Below are 20,779 nucleotides of genomic sequence, written 5' to 3' on the forward strand. Positions count from 1 at the left end.
GCCCGGTGCGGCGGCGCACGTGGAGCGGTTCGAAGTCTTGCCGCCGCTGCCGCCCGTGCGCCCCTAATTTGTCTGAACGACGCGCGGCGTGATGAAAACCGCCAGTTCGCTGCGCTGATCGCGATGCGCCCGATGGCGAAAAAGCGCGCCCAGAACCGGTATTCTGCCCAGGAGCGGCACCCGCGTCACATCGTCCCGGTCGTCGGTCGCGTAGATTCCGCCGATCGACACCGTACCACCATCCTCGACTTCGACACGCGTTTGCACGTGTTTGGTGTTGATCGCAGGACCCGCGTCGGTCTGTTCGCCGACGCTGTCCTTGGCGACATCGAGGTCGAGTACGACCCGGCCGTCCGGCATGATCTGCGGCTCCACTTCGAGTTTCAGCGTGGCGCGGCGGAACTGCACGCCCGACACGCCCTGCCCGACTTTAGCCTGATACGGCAGTTCGGTGCCCTGTTCGACCACCGCCTTCATCCGGTCCGCCGTGACCACCCGTGGGCTCGACACGATTTCGCCACGTCCTTCCGCTTCCAGCGCGCTCAACTCGACGTTCAGCAGGCGCGTCGCGCCGGCCGCGAATAGCGTCAGGCCGGCGGTGGCGGCGTCGAACCCGGAGATGGGCCGGGCCGACAGATCGTAGACGGCGCCGTCCTTGCCGCCGGTCAGGCCGCGCGCCGTCCCGTCCTCGCTGGTGGCGGCCATGGAGAGCCGCACGCCGAGATTGCGCGAAAAGCCGTGCTCGCCCTCGACGATCCGCGCTTCGATCAACACCTGGCGGGTCGGCCGGTCGACGGATAGCAGCAGCGTCGCGATCTGCGCGAGACGCGCGTCGAGATCCGTGACGAACAGCAGGTTGGTGCGCGGATCGGCGGTGGCGGCGCCGCGTTTGGACAGCACACGCTGGTTGCCGGAGCCGGTCAGCAAGCGGCGCACGTCCTCGGCACGCGCGTAGTGCAGCTCGAAGGTGCGGCTCGCGAGCGGTTCGAGGTCCGCTGCCCGCGCGTGGGCCTCGAAGCGCTGCCGCTCGCGCGCCGCCAGATCCGCTTGCGGCGCGACCCAGATCACGTTGCCGCGACGCTCCATGGCGAGGCCGTTGACGTCGAGCAGCGTATCGAACGCGGCACGCCACGGCACCTTGTCGAGCCGCAGTGTGACGACACCGCGCACGCGGTCGCTTGCGACGACGTTCAGGCCAGTGAACTGGGCGAACGCGTTCAGCACGGCGCCCAGCTCGGCACGCTGAAAATTCAGCGAGATCGGCTTGTCGTCGGGCGCGAGGCTAGCGTCCGCGGCAGTTCGGGGCGCGTTGCTCAGGCGCGCGAGCGGCGGCAGCGGGACCGGCGGGCCTTCGAGCGTGGACGCTGCGTCGCTGGTTGAGGACGGGGATTGCGTTGCCGACGCGAATGCGGTCCCCGCCCTGGCGCCCGCGCCATCGATTTGAAGGCCGTCCGTGCGGCGCGCGCCGTCGATGTCATCGGCGAATTCACGTGCGCTGGCGGTCTCGTCACTATTTGAGGAAGCCAGCCGCCCAGAACCCGACGACGTCCGCGCCGAATCGCCGCGAAACGGATTCGGCACCTCGGCCGACACTACTTGCGGCAGCGGCGGCACGCCGTACGGCGCGTCGGCCAGATCGCTCGCGTCCGTGAACGACATATGCTCCGGCAACGGCGGTAGCGTGGGCAGCGGTGCCGCCGCGGCCAGCGCCGTTCCGACGCTCAGCACGTAACCGATCGCGAATCCGAAACGTGCGGATAACCTCGGACGGTTTCGAACGGCAGGCGGCGCAACCGTACTTACCGTCGCTTCCGGCGTCGCGGGCTCCAGAGACGCACGCATGGCTCTTTCCAGCGTCACGGGCCGCGTATCCGTGCGCGTCGCTTCACCCAGGCCTGGCGGGTTCATCATGAAGTCTCCGTCATCGTGAGCGTACGGGTCGATTCGCCACGTGCGAGCGTGACACCGAGTGCGTCGAGCCGCATGACCCGCTCGCCGCCGATCTGCTGACCGGCCACGATGGTGGCCGCGCCATCCGGCGTGTCGAGCAATGCCAGCCCGTGTGTGCGGTCGTGCAGGAGCCCGGCTAGCCGCAACTGGGTAAAGTCGGCAAGACCGCCGGCCGCGAACATTTGCGGCGGCGAAAAAGGATCGAAGAACACGACGTCCTCATCGTCGTCGACGTCGAGGCTCGCGTCGTCAGCCAGCACATTGGCGGACGAGTCCAACGGCACCGGCCGCAGCGCGCTGAATACATGCAAGGTCGCGTTCATCGACAAGGCAGCGGCTTCGCGTTTGATCGTCATCTCGATGGGCACGATCAGCACCGGCAAGTCGGACAGTCCGCGCAGGAACGCCATCAGATGAACGAAATCGGTGCGCGCGGTGAGTTGCAATGGGCGCACGCTGTCCGGCCCAACACCGCTGGCCACGCCGGGATCGAGCGTCAGTAAGGTCACTTCATTGCGCGCGGCCAGTTCGGAGACGACGCGCACGTCGTCGGCCGAGCTCCAGGATGAGACGGCCGGCGCGAGCCCCGTCGCGGTCTCTGCTTTCTTCGATCCCGCCGCGCTAGCTACTTCAGCCGCTCCTGTTGCTCCTGCCGCTCCTGTTGCTCCAGTTACTTCCACGGCGCCTGCTGCGGCCATGGCCGCCATCCCACCTGTCATCCCACTCATCCCCCGACCCAGCGCTTGCACCTCGCGCCGCAGCCCTGGCAATTCCGCGGACGCACGCCGCGCTTCCACAAGCCGCTGCGCACTCGCCGCCAACGCGGTCCGCCTCACCTCGACACCGGACAGATCCGCTGCGATCCAGCCGCGCGCGCCAACCGCGAACACCAACATCGCGATCACCGCCGAAACCGACCAGCGGCGCCGCCGGCTCCACGCGCCGAACGGCACGCTGATCCACCTTATCCACCTTACCCACCCCATCCACGGCCCCAGAAACGGCGATGCACCCACCATTCCGCCAGACCCGGCAAACGTCGTACTCATTTCCGCCCTCCCGATGCTTCGGACGTCACACCGCGCGATGACGACACCGCCACCTTGCCGCCCTTCTTCGCCGCGGCATCGCCCCATTGCAGATGCGCGCCGAACTCCACCCCGCCGTCGACGGCCGGCGCCGCGTTGCCGCCACGGCGTGCCGCCGCGCTGTGCAGCTCGCTCATCTCGGCAGCCCGCACGCCACGAATCGCGCTCAAACGCTTGAGCCACGCCGCCGACGCCGCGTGGTCACGCGATGTCGCCAGCAACTGCGTTTCCTGCTCACGCTGACGCAGTTGCCGCAGCACGACGCCATCGCCCGGCTCGTAACTCAACGCGTCGATCAGATCGCGCAGATACGTGAGCGGATCGGAGGCACGCCGCGCACGCGCGTCGTTTTTGCGCTGCTCGTTGCGCGTGCGCAGCAAGGCCGCGTGTTCCGCGAGCGGCTCGCGCAGACGCCATAGCGATTGATCGATGGAAGCGCGTTGCGCATCGAGCCGCACGCGTTCGACCGCCTGCCACCCGATCACCGGCAGCAGCGCCACGCATCCGACCAACGCGGCGGCCGCCCATTCACGCAGACGACGCCCGCGCGCGGCCCGCGCATTGCGTTGCCGGTAAGGCAGCAGATTGAGACTGCCGGGCGCCGCGTTCACGAAGCGGGTTTGGCGAGACGCCGCCGGCGTCCCCGCCGGCGACGTAGCGTCAGCCGAAGCAGCCGGCGGAAGCGCCGGAGACGCGGCGAGCGCCTCCATCCCCCACGACAACACGCCACTCATTCACACACCCCGCGCAACGCGAGCCCGAAAGCCACCGCGCTATCCGGCTCATGCAACAGCGCGTCGGTCAGCGGCCGCGCGACGTTGTCCAGCGCGCCGATGTCGAGCGGCCGTACCGGGCAGCCCAACACGTCGGCGATGTCCGCGATCGAGAAGCCCACGCCTTCGAGCAGGTCGATCTCGCCGCCGACAAATGCGCAGCGCGCCGCACAGCCATCGGCCAGATCGCGCAGCGCGTCGGCGAGATCGGAATGTTCAGGCGCCGGATAGCGCATGTCGTGCTCAAGCTCCTCCTCGCAGATACGCCAGCCGTACACGCCGTCGGTGCCGATCCACACCGCGATGAACGGCTCGTTCGAGTCAAGCTCGCAGCGCGCCGCATAACGCAGCGCGCGCAGCGCCGCCTGCGGCTCGCCATCGACAGCGGTCAACGAAATGCCCGCCGCCGCGGCGCATTCCATCCGCGCTTCGAGATGCGGACGCGCGGTGGCGGCGATGATCACCGAGCGCACCGGCGCGAGGCCATCGGCAATGAACCAGTCGACCGCAAGCGCATGGCGCTCCAGCCCCGTCATCCCCTCGATCTCCGTCATCACGGCCGGCTCGATGTCCGACAGTTCGAAACCGCCGTCGTCCGCGCAACCGCTTTTCGCGGTGAGCAGCGCGAGCGGCACCGCCGCGAACATCATGGCCGACGACGGCACCGCCATCGCACAACACAGGGTCTGCGCCGTGCACGCGCGCGGCAGCCCGTCGAACGCCTCGCGCAATGCGCGCGTCACCGCCACGCGATCGACGATCTCGTTGCCCGCCATCGCGCCCGGCGCGAGCGGCACCGTCCGCACGTACTCGATCTTGAGCAACGGTTCGGGCAACGCGCGATGACTGACGATGACCAGCCGCACGTTTTGCGAACCCACGTCGATACCCGCGGCGAAACGCGGCGCACCTTCCTGCAACACATCAAGCCAAAACTTTTTTACCGTCATATGCCCTCCCTCTGACTCGCGCTGCGACCCATTCGAACGCGAGCGACGAGGAAGGATTCTCCGCAAGGGGGCGTCTGAGCGACATTCAGCCAAATGGCTAACGTTGGCTGCCACGTAACCCGCGCGAACATCAAAGCGGCTACAGTGAAGTGAATCCCGCGCCGAACGGCGGCTCATCCGGACGCGCCCGTAAGCACGCCGAAAGCTGCAAAGCGGGGCGGCTATAATCCCGGGACTGTTTTTTGGTGCCCCTATGCAATCCACGTCTCCTACGTCCCCGCCGCCCGCGCCGCAGAAGCGCAAACGTCCGCTGTGGCTGAAGCTGATTCTCGGCTTTGTCGGCCTGATCGTCGCCGGCATCATGTGCGTGCTGCTGGTGCTCGGCTATGCGCTGGTGGTGGCCACGCCGAACCTGCCGTCGCTCGACGCGCTGACCGACTACCGGCCCAAGGTGCCGCTGCGCATCTACACGGCGGACCACGTGCTGATCGGCGAATTCGGCGAGGAGCGGCGCGACATCGTCCATATTCAGGACGTGCCAGACAGCCTGAAGAAAGCGGTGCTCGCCATCGAGGACGCGCGCTTCTACGATCACGGCGGTGTCGACCTCACCGGCATCGCGCGCGCGGGTTTCGTCGCGCTGACCAACGGCCATGCCACGCAGGGCGCCAGCACGATCACCATGCAGGTGGCGCGCAACTTCTTTCTATCGAGCGAGAAGACCTACACGCGCAAGATCTACGAGATGCTGCTCGCGTACAAGATCGAGTCGAAGCTCACGAAAGATCAGATTCTCGAGGTGTACATGAATCAGATCTATCTCGGTCAGCGCGCATACGGTTTCGCGAGCGCCGCGCGGGTGTACTTCGGCAAGGACATGAAGGACCTGACGCTGGCCGAATCGGCCATGCTCGCCGGTCTGCCGAAAGCGCCGTCCGCGTATAACCCGGTGGTCAATCCGAAGCGCGCGAAGATCCGTCAGGAGTACATCCTGCAACGCATGTACGAACTGCACTACATCACTCAGGAACAGTACGACGAAGCGAGCAAGCAGCCGCTCGTGGTGAAGGGTGCGGGCAAGGAGTTCAGCGTGCACGCGGAGTACGTCGCGGAAATGGTGCGGCAGATGATGTACGCGCAGTATCGCGAAGAGGCTTACACGCGCGGGCTGAACGTCGTGACCACGATCGATTCGGCCGATCAGGACGTCGCGTACCGCGCACTGCGCAAAGGTCTGATGGACTACGAGCGGCGTCATGGCTATCGCGGTCCGGAGGCGTTCATCGATCTCCCGTCTGATGCCGACGACCGCGAGCAGGCTATCGACGACGCGCTGCTCGAACATCCCGACAACGGCGAGATCATCGCCGCGGTCGTGACCGCCGCGAGCCCGAAGCAGGTGCAGGCCACGTTCATCGACGGCAATGTCGCGACCATTCAGGGCGACGGCTTGCGCTTCGCGCAGTTCGCGCTCGGGCCGCGCGCGCAGCCGAATCAACGCGTGCGGCCCGGCGCGATCATCCGCCTGATCAAGAACGACGACGGCAACTGGTCGATCACGCAATTACCGCAGGTGGAAGGCGCGTTCGTTTCCGTGATCCCGCAGGACGGTGCGATTCGCGCGCTGGTGGGTGGCTTCGACTTCAACAAGAACAAGTTCAATCACGTGACGCAGGCGTGGCGTCAGCCGGGGTCGAGCTTCAAGCCGTTCATCTACTCGGCCTCGCTCGAAAAGGGCTTGGGACCGGCTACCGTGATCAACGACGCGCCGCTCTTTTTCAGCGCGGCAGAGACCGGCGGTCAGGCGTGGGAGCCGAAGAATTATGGCGGCGGTTTCGACGGGCCGATGAGCATGCGCACCGCGTTGCAGAAGTCGAAGAACCTGGTGTCGATTCGTATCCTCAACCAGATCGGCACGAAATACGCGCAGCAATACATCACGCGCTTCGGCTTCGACGCCGACCGTCATCCGGCCTATCTGCCGATGGCGCTCGGCGCGGGTCTCGTCACGCCGTTGCAGATGGCGGGCGCGTTCTCGGTCTTCGCGAACGGCGGCTATCGCGTCAATCCGTATCTGATCGCCGAAGTCACCGATCAGCGCGGCATCGTGGTCGCGCACGCGCAGCCTCTGGTAGCCGCGCAAAGCGCACCGCACGCCATCGAGCCGCGCAACGCGTATGTGATGAACAGTCTGCTGCAGAGCGTCGCGCAGCGCGGCACGGGCGCCAAGACCAACGTGCTGAAGCGCACCGACCTGGGCGGCAAGACGGGCACGACCAACGATTCCCGCGATGCGTGGTTCGCCGGCTATCAGCACACGCTCACGGCGATCGCGTGGATCGGCTACGACAATCCGCGCAGCCTCGGCGACCGCGAAACCGGCGGCGGCCTCGCGTTGCCGGTGTGGATCGAGTACATGGGCCGCGCGCTCAAGGGCGTGCCGGAGTACAAGATGCCGATGCCGGAAGGTGTCGTCGAAATCGGCTCGGAGTTGTATTTCGACGACTTCACGCCGGGCAATGGCTTCGTCTCGACGGTCGGTATCAGCCAGGCGGCGCTCGACGCCGAAGCCAGCGGTGCGTCGGCGGTTGCGCCCGAACAGGTCGGCGAGCAGGAGAAGCAGGACATCATGAATCTGTTCCGCGGGCATTGAGGCCGCGTTTGCGTCGCTGGAACTGGAACCAGAGCTGGGATTAAAGTCCAGAAATGCAAAAACCGCCGCGTTCATTCGACACGCGGCGGTTTTTATTTGGGCACTTGTTTCTGCCGCGCCCTACGCTTCGAAGCGAACCGGCTCGCCGGCCTGTTGCGTCGCGTACTCCGACAGCGCCGCGAAAAACTCGTTGCCGCTGCGCGTGTCGCGCCATGCGCCGTCGACGAAACGGTAGTGAAAACCGCCGGCTTTCGCGGCGATCCAGATCTCGCTCATCGGCGGTTGCAGGTTGACGATGATCTTCGTGCGATTCTCGAATTCGAGAGTCAGCACATTGCCGCTGCGCTCGAGTTCGATGTCGGCCGAAATGTCGTCGACAGCGCGTTCGATGGCGGCTAGCGCGGCTTCCGCGCGGGTCAGGTAATCACTATCGGACATGCTAAACTCCATCGATTTATTTATTCAGGGACAGTCATGCGAGTCGTACCTCGGATGCGCGCGGCAGTGTCCGGCCGCGCGATTGTAGCGGGTTTAGCCATTCTCGCAGGTTGCGCACTGGCCGGCTGCGGACAACGCGGCTCGCTCTATCTGCCGACCGTGCCGCCGCTGCCGGCCAAGCCGACCGACAGCACGCAAGCCCTGCCGCCGGCCGCAACGAACGCGGCGTCGAATACGGCCACGCCGGGCCCGGTGGGCGAAGTGCCGGATACGTCGGGTTCGCCGCTTTCGCTGGCGCCGGAAACCGAGCTTGCCGCGCCGCCCGCTACCGCCACCGCTGCATCCGCTTCCGCAGCACCGCTGCCTGCCTCTGCCGCCACACCCGTTCAATAAGACTTTCGCATGACTTCATCCGCATTTGACTACGTCGACGGCGTGTTGCACGCCGAGGGCGTGTCCGCCGTCTCCCTCGCCGAGCAGTTCGGCACGCCGCTGTACGTCTACTCGCGCGCCGCGCTCACCGCTGCGTGGAACGCGTACGCGGGCGCCTGCGCCGGGCGCCGCGCGAGCGTGCACGTCGCCGTGAAGGCCAATAGCAATCTCGCGGTGCTGAACGTGTTCGCGCGTCTTGGCGCGGGCTTCGACATCGTGTCGGGCGGCGAACTGGCGCGTGTGCTCGCAGCCGGCGGCAAAGCGGAAAACACCGTGTTTTCCGGCGTCGGCAAGCATGCGGACGAAATGCGCGACGCGCTCGCGGCCGGCGTCAAATGCTTCAACGTCGAATCGATTCCCGAGCTCGACCGCCTGAATGCGGTCGCCGCGGAAATGGGCAGGAAGGCGCCGGTCTCGCTGCGCGTGAATCCCGACGTCGACGCGAAAACGCATCCGTACATTTCCACCGGCTTGAAGTCGAACAAGTTCGGCGTCGCTTTCGAAGACGCGCGCGCCACGTATCGCGCGGCGGCCGCCATGGCGAATCTGGACGTGGTCGGCATCGACTGCCATATCGGTTCGCAGATCACCGAGGTCGCGCCCTATCTGGACGCGGTCGACAAGGTCCTGGAACTCGTCGAGCAGATCGAACAGGACGGCGTGAAGATTCGCCACATCGACGTGGGCGGCGGTCTGGGCATCACGTACGACGACGAAACGCCGCCGGAAATCGGCGAGTTCGTGCGTACCGTGCTCGACCGGATCGAGGCGCGCGGCCACGGTCATCGTGAAGTGTATTTCGAGCCGGGGCGTTCGCTGGTCGGCAATGCGGGCGTGCTGCTCACGCGCGTCGAGTTTCTGAAGCCGGGCGCGGAAAAGAATTTCGCGATCGTCGACGCGGCGATGACCGATCTCGCGCGCCCCGCGATGTATGAGGCGTATCACGCGATCGACCCGGTCGTGAAGCGCGACGTGGCGGCCCATGTGTACGACGTGGTCGGCCCGGTGTGCGAAAGCGGCGACTGGCTGGGCCGCGAACGCCTGCTGGCGGTCGAACCCGGCGACCTGCTGGCGATCCGCTCCGCCGGTGCGTACGGCTTCGTGATGAGCTCCAACTACAACACCCGTCCGCGCGCCGCCGAGGTGATGGTGGATGGTACACAGGCACATGTGGTTCGAGTGCGCGAAGAGGTCAAGCAACTGTTTGCGGGCGAGACGATCTTGCCGGTGTAAACGTCGAGTGAACGTTGTGCGCGGGTCGCGGGGTTTGTGGCCTCGCAGGATCGAACGCAATGAAAAAGGGCGATGCCGCGAAACGGCATCGCCCTTTTTCTATTTGCGCCGCACGTTTGCCGGATGCGTGGCATTGCGCGGAGCCGCGCCAGTCTTCCTATCCCGCTTGCGACGGCACCTTCGTCTTCGCTCTCTTCTTCAGGTCGAGCAACCGCGCGGCCAACCGCCAGCCCAGCAACGCGATCATGATCGCGCCGTAAATCTTCGGCAGCAGCAGGTTGTGTTTGCCCGCGCGCATCCACCAGAAATGCAGGATCGCCAGCGCGCCGATCGCGTAGATCGTCCGATGCAGCATCTGCCAGCGACGCCCCAGCTTACGCACCATCGCGCGCGGCGACGTCGCGGCCAATGCGATCAGCAGCAAGAACGCCGCGAAACCCACCGTGATGAACGGCCGCTTGCCGATGTCCTTCAGAATCGCCGCGACGTCGAACCACTTGTCGAACCAGAGATAGGTGATGAAATGCAGCGTCGCGTAGAAAAAGGCATAAAGGCCGAGCATGCGGCGAAAACGCACGAACGCGGCGATGCCCGTCAGCTTGCGCAATGGCGTGACGGCGAGCGTGATGCACAGAAACACGAGCGTCCACAAACCGGTCGACCGGGTGATGAACTCGATCGGGTTGGCGCCGAGCCGGTCGGTCACGCCAAAGAACACGATGCGCGCGAGCGGGTACCACGCCGCGATAAACACCGCGATCTTCGCGGGCACGATCCAGCGTGGACCGCTTGCGGGTTTACTTGTGGACCGGCTAGCGGACCGGCTTGTTGCTGCCGACCCGCCTACCGGTCGACTCGGCGCTTCACGCGTTCCGCTTTGCGCATCCGGCCGTAAATCGGAAGCCATATCCACTCCTTCCGCTCAGAAATTCTTCTTCAAGTCCATGCCCTGATACATCGACGCGACCTGATCGCCATAGCCGTTGAACATCAACGTCTTACGCTTCGGCGTGAAAAAGCCGTCCTCGCCGATACGCCGCTCGGTCGCCTGACTCCAGCGCGGATGATCGACGTTCGGATTCACGTTCGAATAAAACCCGTATTCGTTCGATGCATACGTGTTCCAGCTCGTCGCCGGCTGCTTGTCGACAAAGCGGATCTTCACCAGCGATTTCGCGCTCTTGAACCCATACTTCCACGGCACCACGACGCGAACCGGCGCGCCGTTCTGGTTGGGCAGCACCTGCCCGTAAAGACCCATGGTCAGCAGCGTGAGCGGATTCATCGCCTCGTCCATGCGCAGACCTTCGGAGTAGGGCCAGTCGAGCACCGGCGTCGACAGCCCCGGCATTTGCGACGGATCGGCCAGCGTGATGAACTGCACGTACTTCGCGTTGCCGGTCGGCTGCACGCGCTTGATCAATTCGGCGAGCGGCACGCCGATCCACGGAATCACCATCGACCACCCTTCGACGCAGCGCAGCCGATACACCCGTTCCTCCAGTGGCGCGAGCTTCAGCAATTCGTCGATGTCGTACACCTTCGGATTCTTGATCTCGCCCTCGACGCTCACCTTCCACGGTTGCGGCCGCAATGTGCCCGCGTTTTGCGCGGGGTCGGATTTGTCGGTGCCGAACTCGTAGAAGTTGTTGTACGTGGTGATGTCCTTGTACGGCGTGATCTTGTCGAGCGCGACGAACTTCGGATTGGTTTTCGCCACCAGCTTGCGCGCTTTCGGGTCCGGCGACGCGTATGCCGCCAGCGCCTCGCCATTCACGCCGATCAGGCTGCCGAGCGCCAGCGCGCCGGCCGCCTGCAACACGCGCCGCCGGTTCTCGAACACGCGCCGCGGCGTGATCTCGCTCTGCGCGATGTCGTCGCCTCTGAGTCGAATGCTGTCGCTGCTTTTGATCCACATCGTGCTGCTCCTTGCGGCCTCGCCGGTTTGTCCAGCCCGGGGGCCATGATGGTTGATCGCTGGTTCGTCCGGATTATCCGGCCAGCCATCTTCAGGTACTCGCAGAACGAACACCCTGGATGCAGCCAATATTCCATCAGCCATAAAAAAACCGCCGGTGCGAAGCACGCGGCGGTTTTCAGTCGATTCGAAACGGCAGAAATTACAGCTTGCCGTAGCTGTGCAAGCCCGACAGGAACATGTTGACGCCGAGGAACGCGAAGGTCGTCACCAGCAGCCCCGTCAACGCCCACCATGCCGCGACGGCGCCGCGCAGCCCCTTCATCAAGCGCATATGCAGCCATGCCGCGTAGTTCAGCCACACGATCAGCGCCCATGTTTCCTTCGGGTCCCAGCTCCAGTAGCCGCCCCAGGCTTCAGCAGCCCACAGCGCGCCGAGAATCGTCGCGATCGTGAAGAATGCGAAGCCGACCGCGATCGACTTGTACATCAGGTCGTCAAGCACTTCCAGCGGCGGCAGACGGTCGGCCAGCCAACCACGCTCCTTCGCCAGATACGCGACCGACACCATGGCCGACAGCGCAAAACTGCCGTAACCGATGAAGTTCGCCGGCACGTGAATCTTCATCCACCAGCTTTGCAGCGCGGGCACGAGCGGCTGGATCTGTTGCGCGTCGCGCGCGACCGAGTACCACATCAGGAAGCCGACGGCCGCGCTGATCACCAGCAACACGAACGCGCCGAGCGCGCGGGTGTTGTAGTGCTGCTCGTAATACAGGTAGAACAGCGCGGTGATCAGGCTGAACAGCACGAACACTTCGTACAGGTTCGAAATAGGAATGTGGCCGACGTCCGCGCCGATCAGGTACGACTCGTACCAGCGCACCATCAGGCCGACAAAACCCATCAGCACCGCCGCCCACGTCATCTTCGAGCCGATCGCGGCGCCGGTCGGCGAACGCGACAGCAAGCCGATCCAGTAGAACACGGTGGCGAACACGAAGAGCGCGCTCATCCACAGAATCGCGGACTGGCTCGACAGGAAGTATTTGAGGAAGAACGCGTTGTCGGCGCGGGTCAGATCGCCGTGATAGATCTGGATGGCCAGCAACGACAGCGCCGCGATACCCACCATCAGCGGGCGCACCGGTTTCCAGCGCCAGCCGAGCACCACGAACACCGGCACCGCGCACACCAGCACCAGCTTGTCGTAGTAGTTCATGAACGGGTGGTAGCGCGACAGCGCAAAGCCCGCGCCCGCGACCATCGCGAGGGCGAACAACCAGTCGACGATACCGAGCCGTTTCAGGAACGGCCGTTCGTCGAACTGTGCGACGTTCAGTGCATTGAAAGTCTCGCCAGACGACGCTTTTTTCGGGCGCGCGGGCGATGAGGATGAGGAAACCTGAGTCAAGTCCATGATCTTACCGGGTCGAATCTTGTGAGCTTGCGGACGGCGTGCTGCCGTGGCCGGTCTGGCCGGCTCCGCTTGCTTCGGTGAGTTTGGCGCCCAGAGCGGCGCCGACGGCGTCGCGCGTCTGAACGAACTCTTTTTCGAAGTCGAGCGTTTTACGCGCTGTCGACATCGCCATCACGACGTTCGTGCCGTGATCGGTATCTTTGAGCCAGAACCAGAGGCGCCGTTCGCGGACGTAGAACATCGAAAAGATGCCCAACACGAGGAGCAGGCTGCCAAGATACACGACTTTTTTGCCCGGTGCGCGCGTCAACTGAAATACCGAAGCTTGCACCTGCTTGAATGAGTCGAGCTGCAAGTAGACCGGCGAACCATACAGAAAGCTGTCGGAAATCGCGTTGATCGAGCTCTGGATGAAGCGGCTCGCGTCCGCGCTGACCGTGGCGGCGGGCTCGCCGAGCCGTTGGCGCGACAGTTGCCACAGATCCCACGTGGAGCCTTCCAGCATGCGCAGCAGCAAACCAGCCGCCTTTTCCTGCTCGGGCTTCGGCACCGAACGGTCGATAAATGCCGCGATCGCCTGGAAGCCGCCGGCCGGCTGGCCGTCGGCCAGTTTGACGCTGTTGTCCGCGCCCGCGAAAAGGGTCAGCACGCGTAGCGCGCTTTCCTCGAGATGCTGCTGCAATTCCGTGTTCGAGCCCGGCACCGAACGCAGCGCGAAACTATGCGCGGCCGCGGTGCGCATAGCTGGATCTTCCAGCGTGGCGCGCAGATTCATCCACTCCTTGACCGTGCCGCCGCTGTCGGCGGGAATGCGCAGGTAGCGGAACGGGTCGTCCGGATTCACGCGCATGCCGGCAAGGAACATCTTCTCGCCGGAAACGTCCACCGGCAGCATGTAGTTGTTGTACTCGCGCGCCTGGCCGTCCTTGTCGCGCACCTTGTATTGCACCGACGGGCCGACGTTGTGCAGATCGAGCGGATTCGACGACTTCGCGCCGGAGCCGAGCCGTTCGTCGAACGCTTCCTTCAGCGTGCGATGCGCGGCGACGCCGCGGGCATCGGTCTGGCCGCTGCCGTTCGACACGTTTTCGACGTTGATCGCGCGGAAATCGGTGAACTCCACCGTTTTGCCGTCGGCGAGCGGCGTGGCCGTATTCAACGGCGCATTGCCGCCGATCGTGCCGCCGAACGGCGCGGTCTTCGCGCTCGCGCCGGTCATCGGGAAAGCGGTCATCTGCATCTGCGAGCCGCCGTCCTGGAAGCTCGACTGATAGATCGACACGCCGTCGTAGGTGAACGGCTTGTTCACCTCGACGCGCGCCGGCACGCGCGCGCCGGTCTTGTGATCGACCACGACGATGTCGCTCGCGAAGAGCTTCGGCATGCCGGTCGAGTAATAATCGACGATGAACTTGTTCAGCTCGATCGAAAACGGCAGGTCCTGGATCAACGAGCCGTCAGGCTGGTTGAGGATCGCGGTGGACACGTGCTGACCTTCCGGCACCCACGCATAACCACGGAACGTCAGATTCGACTGCGAAAGACGATGTTCCGGCCCGATCTCGTTGATGACCGTGTTCGAGCGGATCGGCGTCTTGTCGAACATCCACATCTGCAGCTTGATCGGCAGATTGCTGTCGAGCAGGCCGCCGATACAGATCACGACGATCGCGAGGTGCGCGGAAATGTAGCCGAATTTCGTCAACGCGCCGCGCTTGGCCGCGATCAGCGTCGCCCCGTCCGACTCGCGCGTGACGAACTTGTAGCCCAGCTTCGCCGAGAGTTTGCCGAGCACCGCCGAGGTCTGCGCGCGCGTGCCATTCACCGCGAACTCACCCTTGTGATGGAACGCGCGCAGGCTGCCTTCGCGGACCTTGTCTTTCCAGCTCTTCGCGTCGGCGAGCATCTTGGGCGCGTTACGGATCACGCACAGCGACACCGACACCATCAGGAAGCCGAGAATCAGCATGAACCACCACGAGCTGTACACCGTGTACAAACTCAGCGAGCGGAAGATGTCCGCCCAGAACGGGCCGAACTGATTGACGTAGTTGGGGTACGGATCGTCCTGCGTGAGGACGGTACCGATAATGCTGGCAATAGACAGAATCACGAGCAACGCGATGGCGAAACGCATCGAACTCAACACTTCGACGACATTGCGCACAAGGCGGCTGCTCGACTTCGACTGCAAACCCGACGTGGTGACGCTCATTCAAACTCCGACTGAACAGCAAAAAAGGGTGAAGGGCTGTCGTAGGCACGACGCCCTCACCCTTTTCTTGTTTTGTCCCGGCCTCGATGGGCCGGTTGCACTTGACAATCAAATGCGAACTTGCGGATATCTTATTAGTGCAAGCCCGCGATGTAATCCGCTACCGCCTTAATCTCACTATCCGACAACCGTGTGGCAATGGCATGCATCGGCTCGTTGTTGTTGCGCGCGCCCGGGCCTTGTGTGAACGCGGTCAACTGCGCCACCGTGTATTCGGCCCATTGCCCCGACAGACGAGGATACTGAGACGGAATGCCCTGACCGGTCGGACCGTGGCAGCTCGCGCAGGCCGGCACGCCCTTGTCGGCAATCCCGCCGCGGTAGATCTTCTGACCGAGCGGCACCGTGTCCTTGTTATGTGCGTAACCGGGCTTCGGCGTCTGCGTCGAGAAATACGCGGCGACGTTGACCATATCCTGATCGGATAGCGCCGCCGCCATGCCCGCCATGATCGCATTGTTACGGGCAGGCTGCTTCGCGCCGGGCTGGATCTTGAAGTCCTTGAGTTGCTTGACGAGATATTCCGGGTGCTGACCCGCCAGCTTCGGATACGCGCCGCCGGCGCTGTTGCCGTCGGCCCCGTGGCACGACGCGCATACCTGCACCGCGATTGCCTGCCCCCGATTGACGTCCGGCTTCACCGGATCTGCTGCTCGTGCCTGAATTGCCAAACCAGAAAGACCTGCCGCTACCTGAATCACCATCAGAGTCTTGCTCAGTCGATTCATTCGCACACCCTGTCTCGTCTTGTGGGATTTATTAGAGAGCCCCAATCCTGACACCTCGCGCCAGGCCCCCCGAAGGGGCAAAAAAACATGGGACGGCCCCGCGTTTTCTTGAAGGTTTTGCAAACAGCGACAGCGACCGACTCACCCTCGACAGGCCGCCAAGGCACGCGGGCAGGCCTCCTCAGGTTTTCAGTAAACCATCGTATTGTACAATAACTCGCTAATCGCTAAGACGCCAGTCGGGCTTGACCCGTCCCCACTCCGGGTTCCCCGGCGTCTCGAATCCTGGCCTGATCATGTCCTTCCTGCTCCACCAATCCCGCTTTTTCACGACCGTCAATCACCTGCGCGATCTGCCGGCCACGTCGCAACCCGAGATCGCCTTCGCGGGACGCTCGAATGCGGGGAAATCGACGGCGATCAACATTCTGTGCAATCAGAAGCGTCTCGCCTTCGCCAGTAAGACGCCGGGCCGCACGCAGCACATCAATTATTTCTCCGTCGGCAAGGCGGACGAACCCACCGCGAATCTGGTCGACCTGCCGGGCTACGGTTACGCCGAAGTGCCGGGCGCTGCGAAGGCGCACTGGGAAGCGCTGCTGTCCACCTATCTGCAAACGCGCTCGCAACTGCGCGGCATGATCCTGATGATGGACTCGCGCCGCCCGTTGACGGAGCTGGACCGGCGCATGATCGAGTGGTTCGCGCCGACCGGCAAGCCGATCCATACGCTACTGACGAAATGCGACAAATTGACGCGTCAGGAAAGCGTCAATGCATTGCGCACCACGCAGAAAGGTCTGGCCGAATACACCAGCGCCGGCTATCAGGGCGAACTGACCGCGCAGCTGTTTTCGGCGCTCAAGCGCGTCGGGATCGACGAGGCGCATGCGCTGATCGAAAGCTGGCTGATTCCCGACGAGGCGGGCGAAGCGAACGCCGCTGAATAACGCCTCCTGCCTTCCATGGGCGAAGCGTGATGCGTTTTCCGTCCGCCCATAAAAAAACCCGCCGCTTAAACGGCGGGTCAAACAGCCTAATCGAAAAACGACAGGCACCCGCTCAGGGAGGAGAAGCGGGGAGGTCAGCGCATGGCGCCTTGCTCGATCGGTATGATATACCATTGTCTCGAAAAGTTTCCGGGAGCGGAGGCAGGCGTTACTTGTCCACTCCACACATCCACGATCCTCGATTCGATATGAGCTTCTATCCGCACTACCGTCCGCGCCGCATGCGCCGTGACGACTTCTCGCGTCGCCTGATGCGCGAAAACATCCTCACCATCAACGATCTGATTTACCCCGTGTTCATCGTCGAAGGCACCAACGTACGGCAAGCCGTGCCGTCGATGCCGGGCGTGGAACGCGTATCCGTCGATCTGCTGATGGGCGTCGCCGAGCAGTGCGTCGAATTGGGCGTACCCGTGCTGTCGCTGTTCCCGGCGATCGAGCCGTCGCTGAAAACGCCGGACGGCCGCGAAGCGACCAACCCGGCCGGCCTCGTGCCGCGCGCGGTTCGCGAACTCAAGAAGCGCTTTCCCGAACTGGGCATTCTCACCGACGTCGCGCTCGATCCGTACACGAGCCACGGCCAGGACGGCGTGCTCGACGAAAACGGCTACGTGATCAACGACGAAACCGTCGAAATCCTCGTCGAACAGGCCCGCGCGCAGGCGGAAGCCGGCGTCGATATCGTCGCTCCCTCGGACATGATGGACGGCCGTATCGGTGCGATCCGCGAAATGCTCGAGAGCGAGGACCATATCCATACGCGGATCATGGCCTACGCCGCGAAGTTCGCGTCGGCGTTTTACGGCCCGTTCCGTGATGCCGTCGGTTCCGCGACGAACCTCGGCAAGAGCAACAAGATGACGTACCAGATGGACCCGGCCAACTCGAACGAGGCGCTGCGCGAAGTGCAGGCGGACATCAACGAAGGCGCGGATATGGTGATGGTCAAGCCGGGCATGCCGTATCTGGATATCGTGCGTCGCGTGAAGGACGAGTTCCAGTTTCCGACGTACGTGTACCAGGTGAGCGGTGAGTACGCGATGTTGAAGGCCGCCGCACAGAACGGCTGGCTCGATCACGACAAGGTGGTGATGGAATCGCTGCTGGCGTTCAAGCGAGCGGGCGCGGATGGCGTGCTGACGTACTTCGCGTTGGATGCCGCGCGGATTTTGCGGGCGCAGAAGTGATGTGCTGATCACGCTGCGGGCTTTGAGAGGCTCGCAGTGTGGGGATTAATAAAACGGAGGCGCGATCTTGGGGTCGCGCCTCCGTTTTTTTTGTGTGTCGTAGCGGGCAGGTTGGTGGTTTCGCCGCTTAGTCGCGTCAGAAGCGGCGACGTCGCCCTGACGAGCGGCGTTGCTGAATGTCACCGATTGCGCTGGTGTGTTCGTTTGGCGTTACATCGGATGCCGCATCGGAAACGATGCCTGCCGCTTCGTGTCGCGGCATCGCTGCGACGATTCGCTCAATCAGGCGCCCGGCGCGCTCACCCGATCCAGACTGCGCAGAAACTTATCCGCCGACTCGTAGCCGACGACCCGCAGCACTTCCTTACCGCCGTGATCGAAGAAAATAATCCCGGGCGGCCCAAACAAACCGAAACGCTTGAGCAGCGTCTGATCATTCGCGTTGTTCGCCGTAACGTCGGCACGTAGCAAATTCATTTGCTTCAGTTTGGCCTGGACGCGCGGGTCGCTGAAGGTCAGCTTCTCCATCTCCTTGCAGCTGACACACCAGTCCGCATAGAAATCGAGCATGGCGGGCTGTGCGGCCGTTTTGACGGCTTCGTCGAGTTCGGTGGAAGAGCGAACCGGGGCAAAAGTCAAAGCGTCCTGTGACGCCGTTTCCGCCCGCCCTGACACGTTGTCGCCTGCCGACGCACCGCGTGCGGCCAGTACGGCAAGGGGCTTCAGCGGATCCGAAGAACCGGCGGCAAGACCGACCAGCAGCACAGCCGCCCAGATGGCGAGCGCCGCGCCGATCCCGCGGCTCAGCCGACGCCAGATCGAAGCCTCCGCCCCCAGCGTCGAAAACAGTCCGAGCGATGCCGCCGCGATCAGCAGCCAGAGCGCGCTCAACAGCATGGTCGCGCCCGCACCGAGCACCGGCCAGACGATCCACAGCGCGGCCGCGAGCAGCACGACGCCGAAGAACACCTTCACGCTGTCCATCCACGCGCCGGCACGCGGCAGAAATGTGCCGGCGCCGAGACCGAGAATCAGCAGCGGCACGCCAAGGCCCAAGCCCATCGCGAACAGCGCGGCGCCGCCGAGCACGGCGTCGCCGGTATGCGCGATGAACGCGAGCACGGCGAAAAGCGGCGCGGTCATGCACGCGCCGACAACCAGTGCCGACAATGCGCCCATCACGGCGACGGCGGCGAACTTACCGCCGGAACGCCCGGTCGATGCGCGCGACACCCCATCCTGCCAGCGCTGCGGCAAGGCGATATCGACGCCGGCTATCAGTGTCAACGCAAAGACTGTGAGCAGCACGCCGAATGCGCCGAGTACCCAGGGATTCTGCAACCACGCGCCCAAGCTTTGGCCGACGAGCGCGGCGGCGATGCCCAGCACCGTGTACACAAGCGCCATGCCGATCACGTACGCCAGCGACAGCGCGAAGCCGCGAGCGCGCGTCACCCGCGCACCTTCGCCGATGATGATCGCGGACAGGATCGGGATCATCGGATATGAGCACGGCAACAAGCTCAGGACGGCGCCGGCGACAAAATAGAGCCCGATGATCGCGAAGAATCCGCCGCCTTGCAGTAGCGACTGGGCGTAGTCGGCGCTGGTGGCGCGCTCGTACCAGGGCGCCGCGTCGGAAGATGCGGTGGATGTTCCGCCAGCGGATGCAGCGGGCTGTACGGCGGCTGATGATTGCGCGTCAGTAGCATTTGCGCTGCTGCTTGCGGCGCCGCTGAGGAGCTTATTGGCTTTGCTCATCGCAGGTGCAGTCGACACGCCAGGCTCGGCAGCAGACGACTGCGCAGCGCTGTTGTTCGCCGCTGCACTCACAGCCGGCTGCAAAGCCTCACCACTGACGTGATAGACCCGCTCCATCGGCGGATAGCAAATGCCGGCATCGGCACAGCCTTGCGACGTCACGGCGAGATCGAACGGGCCGGCCGCCTGCTTGACCGGGATGCGGATCGTGAGCTCGTTACGATACGTCTCGACATTCTTGTTGAAGGTCTGATCGAACTTCACATGCCCCGGCGGCAACAGCGGCTCGCCGATCGTCGTCGTGCCGTTACGCGTCGCGAAAGCAAAGCGCTCGCGGTACATGTAGTAGCCATCCGCGATCTTGTAGGTCACGTCGACTTCGCCCGGCTTTTCCGTCGCGCTGAATTTGAACGCGACCGCAGGGTCGAGGAAGTCGTCCGACGCATGGGCGAGCGTGCCGAATTGGGCTACGGCAATCAGACTGGCGAACAGGAAGAACACCGCGCGCAGCGTGTGACGCATGCGTCGGTCGAGACGGTTAAACATGGAGAGGACGTTGGGTTTCTGCGGCGATCCACTGGCCGTACGCGGCGGATGCCGTCGCCCGCCACGAGAGGATTTCCGGCGTGTCGTAGGGATGTTGCGTCTGAATGAACTGCTCGAGTTCGGCGGCACGTGCGGCACTAGTCTTGAACAGCAACTGGATCTCTTGCGCCGACTCGATCGCGCCTTGCCAGTGATAGCTCGACTGCACGGCACCGAGTTGCGTGACGCACGCGCAGAGGCGGGCGGCCAGCGCATCCGTGGCAAGCTTTTGGGCGACGGCTGCATCCGGAACCGTGGTGAGAATCAAGGTCACATTCAGGCTCACAACAGACTCCAACGACGCACGATTCGGGAGCCGTTATCGTATCACCTAGCCCGGCGCTCCCGCCGCCGAGCCCACAGCCGGCTAGCCGTGCG

Annotated in this window: 17 protein-coding genes; 5 read left to right on the plus strand and 12 right to left on the minus strand. The window is 64.1% G+C overall.

What is annotated here, in order from left to right; all coding sequences use genetic code 11:
* Window positions 1-63 precede the first annotated feature (63 nt).
* From pilQ to pilM, 4 genes are read right to left on the minus strand one after another with little or no spacing between them, the layout of a single operon-like run.
* Window positions 64-1,911 carry a type IV pilus secretin PilQ gene (gene pilQ / locus LFL96_RS17875; protein ID WP_280996538.1) on the minus strand — a complete coding sequence of 616 codons (1,848 nt, stop codon included), beginning with the start codon at window positions 1,909-1,911 and terminating at the stop codon, window positions 64-66.
* Window positions 1,908-2,999 (minus strand): hypothetical protein, encoded by a 1,092-nt coding sequence (locus LFL96_RS17880; protein ID WP_280996539.1) that lies wholly within the window; start codon window positions 2,997-2,999, stop codon window positions 1,908-1,910. Before LFL96_RS17880 ends, pilQ begins: the two co-directional genes overlap by 4 nt.
* A complete protein-coding gene (locus tag LFL96_RS17885) occupies window positions 2,996-3,772 on the minus strand; it encodes a fimbrial assembly protein (protein WP_280996540.1) in 777 nt (258 codons plus the stop codon). The genes LFL96_RS17880 and LFL96_RS17885 overlap by 4 nt, the downstream gene beginning before the upstream one ends.
* On the minus strand, window positions 3,769-4,761 hold the full coding sequence (gene pilM / locus LFL96_RS17890; RefSeq protein WP_280996541.1) for a pilus assembly protein PilM: 993 nt from the start codon (window positions 4,759-4,761) through the stop codon (window positions 3,769-3,771). Before pilM ends, LFL96_RS17885 begins: the two co-directional genes overlap by 4 nt.
* Before the next feature lie 253 nt (window positions 4,762-5,014).
* On the opposite strand from pilM, the gene LFL96_RS17895 reads away from it, so the two are divergent.
* A complete protein-coding gene (locus tag LFL96_RS17895) occupies window positions 5,015-7,414 on the plus strand; it encodes a penicillin-binding protein 1A (protein ID WP_280996542.1) in 2,400 nt (799 codons plus the stop codon).
* Between the two features lie 120 nt (window positions 7,415-7,534).
* Here the strand turns inward: LFL96_RS17895 and cyaY are convergent, their stop codons facing one another.
* Entirely contained in the window at window positions 7,535-7,852 is a 318-nt protein-coding gene (gene cyaY / locus LFL96_RS17900) for an iron donor protein CyaY (protein WP_280996543.1), read from the minus strand.
* 36 nt (window positions 7,853-7,888) lie between these two features.
* Here cyaY and LFL96_RS17905 point away from each other — a divergent pair, with 36 nt between their 5' ends.
* Complete coding sequence (locus tag LFL96_RS17905) at window positions 7,889-8,245, plus strand: lipoprotein (RefSeq protein WP_280996544.1); 357 nt, start codon at window positions 7,889-7,891, stop codon at window positions 8,243-8,245.
* Between the two features lie 9 nt (window positions 8,246-8,254).
* Entirely contained in the window at window positions 8,255-9,517 is a 1,263-nt protein-coding gene (gene lysA, locus LFL96_RS17910) for a diaminopimelate decarboxylase (RefSeq protein ID WP_280996545.1), read from the plus strand.
* Window positions 9,518-9,674: 157 nt separating this feature from the next.
* Here the strand turns inward: lysA and msrQ are convergent, their stop codons facing one another.
* The 5 genes from msrQ to LFL96_RS17935 all read right to left on the minus strand — a co-directional run bounded on the left by msrQ (window position 9,675) and on the right by LFL96_RS17935 (window position 15,858).
* On the minus strand, window positions 9,675-10,424 hold the full coding sequence (gene msrQ / locus LFL96_RS17915) for a protein-methionine-sulfoxide reductase heme-binding subunit MsrQ (RefSeq protein WP_280996546.1): 750 nt from the start codon (window positions 10,422-10,424) through the stop codon (window positions 9,675-9,677).
* Between the two features lie 15 nt (window positions 10,425-10,439).
* Entirely contained in the window at window positions 10,440-11,435 is a 996-nt protein-coding gene (gene msrP / locus LFL96_RS17920) for a protein-methionine-sulfoxide reductase catalytic subunit MsrP (RefSeq protein ID WP_280996548.1), read from the minus strand.
* 202 nt (window positions 11,436-11,637) lie between these two features.
* Window positions 11,638-12,855, minus strand: a complete 1,218-nt coding sequence (ccsB, locus tag LFL96_RS17925; protein WP_280996550.1) for a c-type cytochrome biogenesis protein CcsB — start codon at window positions 12,853-12,855, stop codon at window positions 11,638-11,640.
* 4 nt (window positions 12,856-12,859) lie between these two features.
* Window positions 12,860-15,070, minus strand: coding sequence for a cytochrome c biogenesis protein ResB (locus tag LFL96_RS17930; protein WP_280996552.1), 2,211 nt, complete (start codon window positions 15,068-15,070; stop codon window positions 12,860-12,862).
* Window positions 15,071-15,204: 134 nt separating this feature from the next.
* Window positions 15,205-15,858, minus strand: a complete 654-nt coding sequence (locus LFL96_RS17935) for a c-type cytochrome (RefSeq protein WP_280996553.1) — start codon at window positions 15,856-15,858, stop codon at window positions 15,205-15,207.
* A gap of 296 nt (window positions 15,859-16,154) precedes the next feature.
* Here LFL96_RS17935 and yihA point away from each other — a divergent pair, with 296 nt between their 5' ends.
* On the plus strand, window positions 16,155-16,808 hold the full coding sequence (yihA, locus tag LFL96_RS17940; RefSeq protein WP_280996554.1) for a ribosome biogenesis GTP-binding protein YihA/YsxC: 654 nt from the start codon (window positions 16,155-16,157) through the stop codon (window positions 16,806-16,808).
* Window positions 16,809-17,056: 248 nt separating this feature from the next.
* On the plus strand, window positions 17,057-18,055 hold the full coding sequence (hemB, locus tag LFL96_RS17945; RefSeq protein ID WP_280996555.1) for a porphobilinogen synthase: 999 nt from the start codon (window positions 17,057-17,059) through the stop codon (window positions 18,053-18,055).
* Between the two features lie 282 nt (window positions 18,056-18,337).
* Here the strand turns inward: hemB and dsbD are convergent, their stop codons facing one another.
* A complete protein-coding gene (gene dsbD, locus LFL96_RS17950) occupies window positions 18,338-20,362 on the minus strand; it encodes a protein-disulfide reductase DsbD (protein WP_281000819.1) in 2,025 nt (674 codons plus the stop codon).
* Entirely contained in the window at window positions 20,355-20,681 is a 327-nt protein-coding gene (gene cutA / locus LFL96_RS17955; protein WP_281000821.1) for a divalent-cation tolerance protein CutA, read from the minus strand. The genes dsbD and cutA overlap by 8 nt, the downstream gene beginning before the upstream one ends.
* Window positions 20,682-20,779: the final 98 nt, after the last annotated feature.

The sequence above is a fragment of the Paraburkholderia sp. D15 genome (assembly GCF_029910215.1).
Classification (GTDB): Bacteria; Pseudomonadota; Gammaproteobacteria; order Burkholderiales; family Burkholderiaceae; genus Paraburkholderia.